The organism is Paractinoplanes toevensis (genome assembly GCF_018332695.1).
In the GTDB taxonomy this organism is placed as follows: Bacteria; Actinomycetota; Actinomycetes; order Mycobacteriales; family Micromonosporaceae; genus Actinoplanes; species Actinoplanes toevensis.
In genome coordinates this window covers 123,106-136,146 of record NZ_BOQN01000005.1, presented here as the reverse complement: position 1 = coordinate 136,146, position 13,041 = coordinate 123,106, and the positions used below count along the sequence as shown (strand labels likewise).

General features: G+C 71.2%; 11 protein-coding genes. 3 read left to right on the top strand and 8 right to left on the bottom strand.

What is annotated here, in order from left to right; all coding sequences use genetic code 11:
• Positions 1 to 248: 248 nt before the first annotated feature.
• From Ato02nite_RS02570 to Ato02nite_RS02550, 5 genes are all read right to left on the bottom strand, one after another.
• Positions 249 to 4,262 (bottom strand): CHAT domain-containing protein, encoded by a 4,014-nt coding sequence (locus Ato02nite_RS02570; protein ID WP_213004691.1) that lies wholly within the window; start codon positions 4,260 to 4,262, stop codon positions 249 to 251.
• Entirely contained in the window at positions 4,259 to 4,921 is a 663-nt protein-coding gene (locus tag Ato02nite_RS02565; RefSeq protein ID WP_213004690.1) for a DUF6338 family protein, read from the bottom strand. Before Ato02nite_RS02565 ends, Ato02nite_RS02570 begins: the two co-directional genes overlap by 4 nt.
• Complete coding sequence (locus tag Ato02nite_RS02560) at positions 4,911 to 5,090, bottom strand: hypothetical protein (RefSeq protein ID WP_213004689.1); 180 nt, start codon at positions 5,088 to 5,090, stop codon at positions 4,911 to 4,913. The genes Ato02nite_RS02565 and Ato02nite_RS02560 overlap by 11 nt, the downstream gene beginning before the upstream one ends.
• Before the next feature lie 180 nt (positions 5,091 to 5,270).
• On the bottom strand, positions 5,271 to 6,215 hold the full coding sequence (locus tag Ato02nite_RS02555; RefSeq protein ID WP_213004688.1) for a phosphotransferase family protein: 945 nt from the start codon (positions 6,213 to 6,215) through the stop codon (positions 5,271 to 5,273).
• Positions 6,216 to 6,319: 104 nt separating this feature from the next.
• Positions 6,320 to 7,060, bottom strand: coding sequence for an SAM-dependent chlorinase/fluorinase (locus tag Ato02nite_RS02550; RefSeq protein ID WP_213004687.1), 741 nt, complete (start codon positions 7,058 to 7,060; stop codon positions 6,320 to 6,322).
• A 52-nt stretch (positions 7,061 to 7,112) separates the two neighbouring features.
• Here Ato02nite_RS02550 and Ato02nite_RS02545 point away from each other — a divergent pair, with 52 nt between their 5' ends.
• The gene (locus Ato02nite_RS02545) at positions 7,113 to 8,129 is read left to right on the top strand and encodes an LLM class flavin-dependent oxidoreductase (protein WP_213004686.1); all 1,017 of its coding nucleotides are present in this window, start codon (positions 7,113 to 7,115) and stop codon (positions 8,127 to 8,129) included.
• Here the strand turns inward: Ato02nite_RS02545 and Ato02nite_RS02540 are convergent.
• Positions 8,126 to 8,584 (bottom strand): hypothetical protein, encoded by a 459-nt coding sequence (locus tag Ato02nite_RS02540; RefSeq protein ID WP_213004685.1) that lies wholly within the window; start codon positions 8,582 to 8,584, stop codon positions 8,126 to 8,128. The genes Ato02nite_RS02545 and Ato02nite_RS02540 overlap by 4 nt on opposite strands.
• Before the next feature lie 131 nt (positions 8,585 to 8,715).
• Between Ato02nite_RS02540 and Ato02nite_RS02535 the strand changes: the two genes are divergently transcribed.
• Positions 8,716 to 9,459, top strand: coding sequence for an ABC transporter ATP-binding protein (locus Ato02nite_RS02535; protein WP_246606012.1), 744 nt, complete (start codon positions 8,716 to 8,718; stop codon positions 9,457 to 9,459).
• Positions 9,456 to 11,306: an ABC transporter permease gene (locus tag Ato02nite_RS02530; RefSeq protein ID WP_213004684.1), complete on the top strand. Its 1,851-nt coding sequence runs from the start codon at positions 9,456 to 9,458 to the stop codon at positions 11,304 to 11,306. Before Ato02nite_RS02535 ends, Ato02nite_RS02530 begins: the two co-directional genes overlap by 4 nt.
• On the opposite strand, the gene Ato02nite_RS02525 is transcribed toward Ato02nite_RS02530, so the two are convergent.
• Together Ato02nite_RS02525 and Ato02nite_RS02520 are read right to left on the bottom strand one after the other, a co-directional pair.
• Positions 11,248 to 12,204, bottom strand: coding sequence for an RNA polymerase subunit sigma-70 (locus Ato02nite_RS02525; RefSeq protein ID WP_213004683.1), 957 nt, complete (start codon positions 12,202 to 12,204; stop codon positions 11,248 to 11,250). The genes Ato02nite_RS02530 and Ato02nite_RS02525 overlap by 59 nt on opposite strands.
• Positions 12,177 to 13,004, bottom strand: coding sequence for an alpha/beta hydrolase fold domain-containing protein (locus Ato02nite_RS02520; protein ID WP_213004682.1), 828 nt, complete (start codon positions 13,002 to 13,004; stop codon positions 12,177 to 12,179). Before Ato02nite_RS02520 ends, Ato02nite_RS02525 begins: the two co-directional genes overlap by 28 nt.
• Positions 13,005 to 13,041: the final 37 nt, after the last annotated feature.

Sequence of the window (13,041 nt, the reverse complement as noted above, 5' to 3'; positions counted from 1 at the left end):
GACACAGAGGGGTGCCAGATCCGTACGCGGGCAACCTCGCGGGCTCGTGACGGCGAGTGGCCAAGAGGCTATGGGTGCCACTTCCGCTCGCGCAGCTCGCCCGCCATTGCCGTTCCCGAGTGTTTCGCCTGCCCGACCACTGCGCTTTGGGCACACCCAGCTCTGTGCCGGAACACGCGCGCCCGCAAGTGCACGAACTCGGCGCCACAACTGGCGCCGGGCGCTTCGGGGCAACCGAGGGCTGCCGCTCAGCCGAGGTCGCGCAGCAGGACTGAGCCCGCGTCGTCGGTCTCTGGCGGGCGGGCGCCGAGAGCGGTGTAGACGTCGGCCGCGGCCGGCGTGGTCAGGGCACGGATCGCGGGACGGTTGAAGTCCTTGAAACCGTCCTGTGTATCCGCGATCAGCTCCTTGACGACCTCGGGCTGACGGCCGTCCAGGCCGGACACGAGCCGAGCCGCTGATGATGTCGGCCCGGCGGCGGCGAGCACAGCCGCAAGCACGTGCTCGGTGTCGACGACACGGTGCCGGGCGCCGTCGGCCACCTCCGCCGCCGCGTTGAGCAGCGCCGTCACCTCCGGTCCGAGTGTGACGCCGGGCGTGGGCGGGCGGCGCTTGATCCGGTTCCGGGCGTGCCGAAGCAGGGTCCATGGGTACGCGACGGCTCGGATCGCCAGCAGGCGTCCGATGGTCAGATCTTCCTCGTACCCGTACAGCGCCAGAGCCAGGACCAGATCCCGTGGGAGCACCGTGGAACGGCCGACCAGGGCGGCCCCTTCGGCGGCGTCCTCGACCAGCTCGACGGCACTCTTGGACGCGTATCGGGTCCTTGAGGATCGCCTGCTCGTCATGGTCGCCGGGTCCCCGAATGCGCCCATCGCGACGTAGCCCGCCCAGAACAATGGGTGGGCAAGGCGTTTGTCGGGTTCGGACAGCCCTCGTAACGGGGTGGCCTGCACCGCGCGGAGGCTCTCGACCATGTCGTGACCGTCGAGCAGGTGCTGGACGAGCTGCCGGTCCACGACGTTTAGATCCGGGGTGTCGAACGTGGTGACGATGACGCGGTCGGCCCCGGCCCAGAGCATCGCCGGGCCGAGCACCAGCCACTCACCCTCGGCTGCCTGCCCCAGGTCCGCGCTGTCACAGGCCAACAGCAGGGCCTGCCGGGGTACGGGGTGCCGGGACGGCGCATTGATGAGATCCGCCGCGCTGAGAATCACGGGCCGTGGATCAGCTTTGGTGGCCGGTCGTACCACCAGGCCGCGCGAGAGTGGGCTGCCGTCGCCGGGATGGGTATGGCAGGCGAACACCGCGCTCGACTCGGCCGGCGTGTTCTGCAGGATCGCGTCGAAGCCGTCCAGATCGACCACGTCCGTGTGCCCCACGGTGCGTACACCGGGCAACATGTCGCCAAGGTCTCGTAGCGCCCGGAGTTGAGCGTGCGGCGGCGCCTCGTCGCCACCGGGGTCGAGGACCGCCAGCCCAAGTGGCGCGTCACCCGAGGCGCGGTCGCGGAGCGCGATCGCGCCCAGCAGCGCGGCGGGTGGCGCGATGACCATCTGACACCGGTCGATCAGCCGGGCACTCTTGCCGTGGCGGACCACGACGATCACCGGCCACGGTACGTTCGCCAGCACGTGCGCCGGCGCGACAGCGATCCGGGTCCGGGGCTCGTCGACGATCACGTCTCGCAGGTCCGGCGGGATCAGGTCGCCCAGCCGGCGTGCCAGATCCGCTTCGGCCCGGGCGGGTCCGCACAGCGCACCGCCGAAAACGCGAGAGCGGAAACTGTCGTCCTGCTCGCCGGGATAGCGGATCGGCACAGCGGCGCGCAGGTCGGCCAGCGTGGCCGCCACAGCGCTGCCGGGTCCGCAGGCGAGTACTCCGCCGGTGACCGGCCCGTCCGGGGGAACCAGCGCCCAGAAGATCCGGTCGGTGACCGACCACGTGCTCCACCACCAGGTGCCCGGGCCGAGCGTGAACCGGGCCATGTCCTCGACGGTGTACGTGTCCGGTCGTTCCCCCGGCCGGTACCAGGCGGCTTCCTCGATCCGGGAGACTCCGCGGACCCGGATGTACGGGGCGGTCCTGCCGCCGGAGGACTCGTCGTCCAGTGGGCTGAGCTGTAGCCGCGCGGACTCGATGAGCTCGGCGAGGGTGGCCCAGTCCTGGCCGGCCACGGCCTGCGTCATGGCCTTCTCGAAGGACGTGTTGACGGTCCGCCACCACAGTCGTCGTTCCTCGAGATTTTGCAGGTGATGTCTGGCCCAGTGCAGCGCCGCGAGCGCCTCGATCCGGTTGTTCAGCGCGTCGAGCCGGTGCAGGGGTGTGACCTGGTGGTCGGCCACGTCGTCGAGCTGCGCGGCGGCCTCCATGGGGCGGTCCATCCGCAGCAGGAAAGACGCCGCGTTGTCGAAGCCCTGAAGGTCGACCCCTGGATGCTCGGTCCAACCCGCCCGCAGTTCGGCTCGCTCGATGAGAGCGGCAGCTCGCACGGTTCCGAGGTCGAGGTTGCGTTCCTTGTGCAGATGGGTGAAGAACCGCATCGGACGATCGGCGCGGGCAAGTCTCATCAGGTCGAACGCGATTGCACCGAGATACCAGGACAATGCCGGGTCGGCGTGCAGCCGCGCCTCGGCGACCAGGCGAACCTGCTCGGCAGCGGCCAACAGCGTCCGGCGCCGGGGTGTTGCCGGGATGCGGCCGGCGATCAGCTCGGCCAGGCCCGCCTGCTGTCCGAGGCGGACCCGGACCCGCGCGTCGGCGATGAGCAGCTGCTCGCGCAATGCCCGGTCGCGTCGTGCATCGCCGAGCGGTTCCAACGCTTCCAGAGCCGCGGCGGCCGCCGGGACGTTCGCCAGTTCCAGCTCAGCGAGGCAGGTGATCAGGCCGTGGAGGTGCCGGGACTGCGCCGGGAGGTTCCGGGCCGCGGCCTTGGCGTCGCCCGGATGCCCTGCGGCCAGCAATGCCCAGGCAAGCAGCGGAGAGGTGCCCGGCTCCAGCAGGCGTACGGCTGCGACCGGGCGGTCAGTTCGCAGCAGCCGCCGCGCCTGGCGGTCCCGGCGCGTTCTTGCCGGCAGCGGGACGGCGAGCTCCGGTGGCCGCATCAGATAACCAATGGTGATTCGCGCTGCGAAGCCGGCCAGCACGGTCAGCGGCACCATCCATCCGAAGCCGTCGAGCAGCACCGCCACGGTCAGCGCCGCCGTGGCCCACAGGGAGGAACGACGCGGGATCAGTAGGGCTGCCAGGAAATAGAGTGGCCACACCGTCGTCGTTGCCGCCGCCGACACGGCGAGAGGTATCGCCACGGTAAGCGCGAGCGCGATGCGTACGCCCCGCCTAGTGGTCTCGAACGACTCGGAGAGGGAAGCCAGCCGCGCGATGGCAGGTCCGATGGCACCGGGTCGCGCTCCGGCGAACCGGTGCTCCCGGGCCGTCAACGCTTCACCGCCGGCCGTGATCACCGCCAGGACGACGGCGAGGATCACGAAGACCGCCGGAGCGACGGGCAGGCCGAGTGCTGCGGCGAGGATCGCCCAGCCGCCGGGCAGCGGCCACCGCGTCGGGATCTGTCCCGGCGGCGATACCTCGTCGCCCACCATGTACTTCGGCTCATCGGGATCACGTGCGGACACCAGCGGCAGCAACGCCACGGGCCACGCCCAACCGCTGTCACCTGTGGCGGCAGCGCCGATCAGCACCACAACGGCGATACCTCTCGCGGCGACGTGTGCCCGGACGGCGGCCAGGTGGAGACGATCACCTCTGTCTGTTCGGTAGATGCTCGGAGACGGCGCACCGCCGCCATCGTCCGACCGCGGCACGCTGACCCGCGTCAGATGCCGGTTGACGACCTCCGAGATGTCGTTCAGGCCCCCCAGTCCGAACGCCTCCGCGATGACGGCGACCAGTTTCGCCTTCTCGACGTTGGGGGACCAGCGGGTGGTCAGGGCCAGTGCCACCGCGATGTGCGCAGTGCTCGTGCTCTCGAACGCGTACGAGCCGGCCAGGGTCCGGGCGACCTCGACGACGTGGGTCAGCTCGTGCGGGGTGAACAGCAGGTCGGGCCGGCGGAGCGACGCGATCTCGGCGGACGTGAGCCGCACGATCACGCGGGTCCACTCGGTACTGCAGAGCACGTCGAAGGCCCGCACGAGGCGGTCCCGGTCGTTCATCCGGACCGGCATGCCGTCCAGAGCCGCGAGGAGCCGCGTCGCGTTGTCGTCGAGCGTGGGTGCCGAGGTCGTCCCCGCCTCGGTCATCCGTCGTCGCCCTCGAGTGCCTTCGCCCGTCGCCGCAGTTCCGGGAACGACACCGTCATCATTCGAATCTGCGCCCCGCTGAGCACAATCGAGGCGGCCGAGGAGCGGGTACGTGTCCCGCCGGGCGCCGTGACCGCGAGCGGACCCTGCAGGGCGATCTCGCGGTCGCCGGGATTGGCCGCGGTCGAGCACAAGCGCACGTATCCCTCGACGAGACGACCGTCGAGCAGTTCGATCGCTACGTACGCCCGGCGGCCGTCCCGGACCTCGGCCAGCACCGGATGCCAGAGGTTGCCCTGCCGCATGACCACCGGCGCGAACCGTTTCACGATCAGCATGCCGATCGCGGCAGACAATCCAGTGGCGAGGACGATCTGCAGCAGCCCGCTGAGGATGAGCTGCCACGGGTGCGCGCGGAAATAGACCGAGCCTCCGATGAGGCCCCGCAACGGCAGCAACGCGGACGTGAGCTGTGCGGCGAAGAGCAGGAGCAACGCGGTGATCGCGCTGGCGATCAACCCGAGCGAGACGATCTCGATCGTCTCGCGGGCCGGGCTGACCACATCGCGAGGACTTCGCCGTTCCATGGCCCGCAGACCGGCATAGCCCGGAGCCGCCGCGAAGGCGAGGACGAGTAGCGCGGCCAGGCTACCCGGCATCGTCGGCCGCACCGTTCTGCCGTGCCTCAGCCGGCGGTGCGGCGGCCGGCTCCGGAAGTTCCAGATCGTCGGGGTCGGCCACCACCGGGAATTGGGTGTAGCCCCGGAACTGGATGTCACTCCAGTCCTCTTCGGGCTCCGAGTCGTCCGAGCCAGGCTCCAGTGTCATATGGGAACACGCTAGTCGGGTACGGCTGCTGCCGAACCGGCCGATCATGCACACTCGGCAGACACCTCAGCCCGATCTCGGTGCGTCTCACACACCCCCGCGCAGTCGCCCCGAGATGCGCGAGAAGATCCAGGTCATCCGCAGAAAGGGTGAGCGCCGTCGACACGCCTGAATCCGCGGTTACCCGAGGCGCCGTAGTGCCGTTTCGATAGCGATCTCGACCCGGGAGGTCATGCCGGACACATCGACGGGACGACGCCCCGCGACCTGACCACGGATCCACTTCGGCCCGCTGTCGTCATAGTGCAGCAGGGCATAGAGGTCCCACCACGGATCGAGGGTGGCCCCGGCGATCGACTCGTAAAGCGACCGAAGCTGCTCTGCCCACTCCGGCGAGTAGAGCGCCGCCAGGTATCGCCGGCAGTGCCCGATGTCAATCGCACGTGACCCCCGATGGATGGAGTTCCAGTCGGTGAGACCGGTAATTCTTCCGCGCGACCAGAGCAGGTTGACCGGCAGGAGATCGCAGTGCAGGAAGACGGCCGTGTCCTTGGGCGGGGTCGCCGCCATGACACCGAACGCCGCCTTCCAAACTTCCCGCTTCTGCGCGCCGGCCGGCATCTGAAACCCGTTCCGAGGAGTGATCCAGGAATCCGTCCACGGTCGGAAGATCTTCGCTGGGAGATCGAGGGAGTGCAGCAATGCGGCAATCTCGGCGATCCGCGTCATCCACGACCGAGGCTCCGCTGGTTCGAGGTCAACATGCCCCGGCAAGCGAGTCATCAGCAACGATGGCGCGCCGCCGGTCGAAGCGCCTGCGACATCGGCAGCCAGAATGCTCGGAACGGGGAGCCCGCTTCCTGCTACGACATCGAGGTTGGCGATCTCGTTTTTCAGAGCTTCGTGCAGGCCGAGCCCGTCCGGGTACTGCCGCAGCACGACGAACGTTCGCGTTCCACATCGCTCGACAGTCAGCCGGTGCACGGCGGAGCAGACACCACCGGTCAACCGGCGGTAGCCGACGATGCGACTGCCTCGACCCATCGACGCCGCAACCCACGTGAGAGTCTCGGCGGAGGGCCGACGTTGCCTGAACCCGCCATCCCTCCAGTCGCCGTCGTTCATGAGCGCGAGCCTATTTGTCACGGGCCTACGGCGATATGAGTTTCTACCACTGCCCATTTCGCGGCCCATCAGACGCCGCTCGTTCTTTGGGGGAAGCTGCGAAGTCAGGCCACTTCGACCTTCGATCCGTTCGGCGGTCCCCCGAACGCGGCCGCGGCGTTGCCGCCGCGTAGCAGCAGCTCGTAGAAGGGTTTGCCCCAGCCGGAGCTGCCCGGGGCGAACGACATCGTGCCGCTCGGAACGCCGAAGACGCCGTCGCTGACCACGGCGCTCTGGGTGACGCCGCCGATGCGCACCCGCACCGCGGAGCCGACCGGCGCCGGTGGCTCGTGCCAGGACGTTTTCAGGTTGCCGTAGCCGTCGGTCCAGACCACCGACCGCGATGGCGGCGGCGGGACGGTCAGTTCGGCGCCGAGCAGGTCGGCGCCGCGGGCCAGCTCGGCCACCGCGGCCGGGAAGACGTCGCGCGAGCGGAACTGGGAGCCGGCGTCCGAAACCTTCACGGCCCGGACCGGAACCTCCAGGAACGACATGCAGTAGCCGGCCGCCACGCCCACCACCAGGACACCGGACGGCAGGCGGCAGGCCGACAGCGGTTCGCCGGCGTTGTCGGCGCGCGGGTCGTCCTCGTCGCCGCGGGGCGCCACGTTCGCGTACACGATGCGGTCTGCTGGTCCCTCGCCGAAGGCGAGCTGGGCCACGCAGAAGCCGGCCCCGACCGTGTCGAACGGCCGCACCGGCACCGCGGTCGTCTCGGCGTGCGGCATCAGCTTCGCGAAGCGCTGGCGCACCTCGGCGAACGCGAGGTCGCCGGCGCCGTAGTCGGCCACGATTGTGATCAACATATGGGTAGGTTAGCGAGATCGGACCGGGCGCCGCCTCGATACTCTTGATCCCATGCGGGACGAACCCTTGCGCAAATTGGGCTTTCTGACCATCGGGCTGTTCGATGCGGGTGATCCGCGGGCCGGGCACGAGTCCACCCTCGAGATCATCAAGCTGGGTGAGGACCTCGGCTTCGACAGTGCCTGGGTGCGCCACCGCCACCTGCAGTACGGCATCTCCTCGCCGGTCGCGGTGCTCGCCGCCGCCTCCCAGCGCACCTCCCGCATCGATCTGGGCACCGCCGTCATCCCGCTGGGCTGGGAGAACCCGCTGCGCCTGGCCGAAGATCTGGCCACCGTCGACGTGCTGTCCGGCGGTCGCCTCAACCCGGGCGTCAGCGTCGGCCCGCCGATGCACTTCGACAAGGTCAAGACCGCCCTCTACCCGCACACGGCCGAGGCCGAGGACTTCAGCTACGGTCGGGTGGAACAACTGCTTTCTTTCGTACGCGGTGAGCCCGCCACCGACTTCGCCGGCACCGAGGGGTTCGAGGTGTTCTCGAACCGCGTCGAGCCGCACGCGGCCGGTCTGGGCAGCCGGATGTGGTACGGCGGGGCCAGCCTCCGGTCGGCTCAATGGGCCGGCGAGCACGGCATGAACTTCCTGACCAGCAGCGTGGTCAAGGCCGAGGAGGCCGAGGACTTCGCCGAGATCCAGCTGTCGCACATCCGCGCCTTCCGGTCCGCCCACCCGGACGGCGAGAAGGCTCGCGTGTCCCAGGGCCTGGTGGTCATTCCCACCGATTCGGCGACGGCCGATCAAAAGGCCAGATACGAGGCGTACGCCGAGAAGCGCACCCCCCGTACCGCCGCCCCGCAGGGACCGGCGCGGATGCTCTTCTCGCCGGACTACGTGGGCACGTCCGACCAGATCGCCGAGCGGCTGCACGCGCATGTCGCGTTCCGGGAGGTCGACGAGGTCGCGTTCGCGCTGCCGTTCAGTTTCGAGCACGACGACTACGTGCAGATCCTGACCGACATGGCCACCAAGCTCGGGCCCGCGCTGGGCTGGCAGCCCAGCGCCGTCTAGAGCGCTGCTATCTTCGCCGGCTGCCCCTCGACCAGGTCGGTCACCGGGACGAGGGCGGCCGGCTTGCCGGACATCAGCACCAGGGTGGTGGTCGGACTCGGGCTGCCGGTGTCCTGGGTGGCCATGCTCCGCAGCTTCGTGACCTCGGCCGCCGCGATGACGACCTTGCCGTCCTTGCGGCTCACCTCGATGTCGCCGAGCGGGCCGTTGAGCACCAGGCAGCGTTTCCGGCCGTCCTGCTCGGCGTAGTAGCTGTCGGCGTCACACATGCCGAGCACCCGGCCCAGGAGGCCCGGTGCCTCGTCCACCTCGGTGCTGATGTCGTCGTTCAGCCCGTACACGGTCACCTCGTGCTTGCCGGGGAGCAGCAGCGGATCCCGTACGACCAGGAGGGTTGCGGCCGCACCCAGCGCGACCACCGCGACCACCCATGGCCACCTGCGTTTTTTCGCCATGGCAGGAACCCTATGGAGGAGCCGGGGCCGGTGCCTGAGTAGGACGACTCAGCGAGGTATAGGTAGCACTACCACCGAGACGGGTGCCTGCGGGAAAGACTCCCGGCCCCGCTCTCACTAGCGTTTCCGGCATGACGACAACCACCATGACCAGGGCAGACGCGGCCGTGACGCTGAGCGCGATCAGCCGGGTCTACGGGCGCGGCAACGCCGCGGTCCGGGCCGTCGACAATGTGACCCTGGAGTTCGCGCGCGGGGCCTGGACGGCCGTGATGGGCCCCTCCGGCTCCGGCAAGTCGACGCTGCTGCACTGCGCGGCCGGCCTCGAGCGCGTCGACTCCGGCCGGGTTCTCCTCGGCGACACCGACCTCACCGCGGCCCGCGACCGGGAGCTCACCGCGTTGCGCCGCACCCGGATCGGCTTCGTCTTCCAGAGCTTCAACCTGATCGGCTCGATGACCGCCGCGCAAAATGTGGCGTTGCCACTGCGCCTGGCCGGGCACCGGCCGTCGGCCGGCCTGGTGCGCGACACGCTCGCCGCCGTCGGTCTCGCCGACCGGGCGAAACACCGGCCGCGCGAGCTGTCCGGCGGCCAGCAGCAGCGGGTCGCGATCGCCCGCGCCATGATCACCAAGCCCGACGTGCTCTTCGCCGATGAACCCACCGGCGCGCTCGACTCGTCGGCCGCCGCCGTCGTCCTCGATCTGTTGCGCACGATGGCGTCCGGCGGGCAGAGCATCGTCATGGTCAGCCACGATCCGGTCGCGGCCTCCCGGGCCGACGCGGTGGTCTTCCTGCGCGACGGGCGGGTGGTCGACCGGGTGGCCGGCGCGGACGCGCTCGAGATCGCCGGCCGTCTGGCGTCCCTCGCATGATCGCGCTGTTCGCGGGCTCGCTGCTCTCGGTCACCCTCGGGGTGGCGCTCGTGCAATCGTCGCTGTTGCTGCTGATCACCGCGGCCACCCTCGACCCGCCGGCCGGCCTCGGTGCCGCCGAGCGGATGGAGTTCTCCGACAACGTCACCGCCGCCGTCGCCATGCTCGGGGTGATCCTCGGCATCGCCACGTTCCTGGCCGGCTTCATCATCAGCTCCACGTTCGCGTTCACCGTGGCCCAGCGCCGTCGCGACTTCGCCCTGCTGCGCCTGGTCGGCGCCGGTCGCGGGCAGGTGCGGATGCGGCTGCTGCGCGAGGCGGTGGTGCTCGGTGGCCTGGGCGCGGCGATCGGCGTGCCCGCCGGCCTGGTCGTCATGGCGGCGCAGGCGGCGCTGATGCGCCGGATGGGCTTCGTGCCGGCCGGCTTCGCGGGCGAGTGGCGGCCGTGGATCCTCGCGGTCTCCTTCGGTACGGGCATCGCACTGTCCCTGGCCGGTGCCATGGTCGCCGCCCACCGCGCCGCCCGGGTGCTTCCCCTCGAAGCGCTGCGCGAGACCGGGGCGGCCGCCCGGGTGATGACCGCGACCCGATGGATCGCCGGGCTGATCTTCCTCGGCGGCGCGCTGGCCCTGATCATCGTGGCGCCGGTCGGCGGCCCGGGCGGTGGCGCGGCCATGGCCATGAACGTGCCGATGCCGGCGGCGATCGCGGCGGCCGCGCTCAGCCCGCTCATCGTGCCGCTGCTCGGCCGGCTGCTGCCTACCGGCAGCGGCGTGATCGGGGCCCTGGCCCGGGCCAACCTGTGGGACGCCAGGCGGCGCAGCGCATCGGTCGCGGCCCCGCTGATCGTGCTGGTCGGCCTGGTGGTGGGCACCGCCGCGGCCGGGGCGTCGTTCACCGACGCGGGCATCGGCGAGCTCCAGCGACAGACGCGGGCCGATCTCGTGGTCACCGCGACCGGGCCGGTGGGCCCGGCCATCGCCGCGGTGCCCGGGGTCGCGTCGGCCTCGACCGAGCTGTCGGTGCCGGCGACCGTCGACGTGGGCGACGAATCGTTCTCGGTGTCGGCGCTGGTCGTCGATCCGGCGGCCTATGCCCGCGCGCACTCGGTCGAGCTGGCGGGCCTGCGGGGGCACGCGGTGGCGGCCGGGCCGGGCGGCGAGGTGCCGGCCAAGGGGAGCGTCCGCCTGGCGTTGCCCGATCTCGACCTCGGCGCGGTGCCGGTCGTGGCGTCCGTGCCCGCGACCATCAGCGGGGGCGCCAACCTGCTGCTGCCACCCGGCCTGGTGCCCGACCGGCTCCTGGCGGCCGCGCCCGCCCAGTCGTTCGTGACCCTCGCGCCCGGCGCCTCCGCCGGCACCGTGCGGGCGGCGCTCGCCCGGATCGGGACGGTCGCGACCGCCGGCGACTGGCTGCGGGCCGACGCCACCGCCCGCTCCGAGGTCAACAACAAGATCATGGTGTCGGTGATGGGGATCGGCGCTCTGTACGCGCTGATCGGCGTGGTCAACTCGATCGTCATCGGCGCGGCGGCCCGGCGGCGGGAGTTCGCCGCGGCGCGGGTCGGCGGCCTCACCCGCAGCCAGGTGCTGCGGGCAGCCCTGGTGGAGTCGTCGGCGGTGACCGTGGCCGGCATCCTGCTCGGCGGCCTGGCCGCGGCCGGCGCCCTGATCGCCGCCGCCCGCACCACATCGGCCGTCACCGGCACCACCACGGTCACGATGCCGTGGACGCTGATCGGCGCGGTGTGCGCGGTGGCCCTGCTGGTGACCGGGACAACCAGCCTGATCACCTCGTGGTCGGCAACCAGACCGGCCCCGATCCTCCTGCTGGCCGCCCGCGAGTAAGCCCTGGTTCGAAGGCTTCTGCCAGCTTCGGGTCGCCGAAGAGCGTGATCGCCACGATCCCCTCCTCGGCGACCGTCAGCACCGCCACACCGAAGGGCTCGCCGCGGAACCAGGCCAGCGCGGCAGGCTGGCCGTTCGCCTCGGTCGCCGCCATCCGCCAATCCCCGGCGGCGCCCATCGACGGCGTCGCGAAGGCCAGGCATGCGACTCGGCCGGCGTACGACGTCCGGGAGCCGACCGGCTCGATGGCCGCGTCCGCGCGCAGCACCTCACGAAAGGCGGCCGCGTCGGACGCCTCCCATGCGGCCATGTAGCCGGCCAACAGCTCCCGGGCCCGAGGCGAGGAAGCGTCCAGCACGTCATCCCGGGCCGGCGCCGCCTCGGCGAGCCGGGCCCGGGCCCGCTGCAGGGCACTCTTCACCGCCGGCACCGACATGCCCAGCGCCTCGCCGGTCTCCGCCGCGGAGAGATCCAGCACCTCCCGCAACAGCAGAACGGCACGCTGCCGAGGCGCGAGGTGCTGCAACCCGGCCACGAAGGCGAGCCGGACGCTCTCCCGCGCGGTCACCAGGTCGGCCGGGTCGGTCGGGAACGGTTCGAGCCACGGGCCGAGGCCCTCCGGGTCGGTGCCGTCCGGGCCGAGGCCGAGCGACAGCGCGCGCCGCCCGCGGCCCTCGATCGCGGACAGGGAGACGTTCGTGGCGATGCGATAGAGCCAGGTGCGCACCGACGAACGCCGCTCGAACCCCGCCCACCCCCGCAGCGCCCGCACGTACGTGTCCTGCACGACGTCCTCGGCTTCGTGATAGGCGCCGAGCATGCGGTAGGCGTGGGCGAGGAGCCCTCGGCGTTCCCGCTCGAACGCCTCGGTCAGAGCCCCAGCTTCGGGCGCACCCATGCGGCCAGCCTCCCGATCGCCTCGCCGGCCACCGGCGCGCGCCCGGCCGCCATCTGGAACGTGTGCAGTTGCCCGTCGAAGACGTCCAGCCGGGCGCCGGTCAGCTTCGCGAGGCGCTCGCTGTCACCCCGGCCGCTCTCGTCGCTGCCGCACTGCACGTAGACCGGCGGCAGCCCGGACAGGTCGGCGTGGAAGGCGTTGACCTCCGGGGCCAGGCCGCTCGTCCCGTCCGGGAGGTACTGCCGAATGAGCTCCCGCACCATCGGCCGGGTGAAGACGAGGTCGGTGGCGGCGTTCTCCTCGTACGAGGTCGCGGTCTGCTCCGGGTCTATGTCGATCCACGGCGACAGCAACAGCAGGGCGGCCGCGCCCGGCTCGCGCAGCGCCACTTGCACGGCCAGACCGCCGCCGGAGGAGTCACCGGCCAGCGCCACCGTCTCGGTGCGGGCCGCCGCCCACCGGTACGCCGTCACCGCGTCCTCGATCTGTGCCGGCCAGCGGAACTCCGGGGCGAGCCGGTAGGTGGCGAGCAGCACCGGCACACCGGCCGCCTTCGCGAGATGCCCGTACATCTTGCGGTGGGTGTAGAGCGACCCGCCCACGAAGCCGCCACCGTGCAGCGCGACGATCGCCCGGCCAGGGGCGGCGCCGTGCGGGCTGAGCCACATCGCCGGCACACCGCCCGCCGACACCTCCGTGTAGTCCAGGCCGCGCGGCTCGGCCGTCACATCGCCCCACTGGTCGTCCGCGCCCATGTCGCCGGCCGCCCAGCGGGCGTACATCTCTTTTATCGGATCCATGTGAGTACCGACCGCGGGCGTACCCGAAAGGAATCGG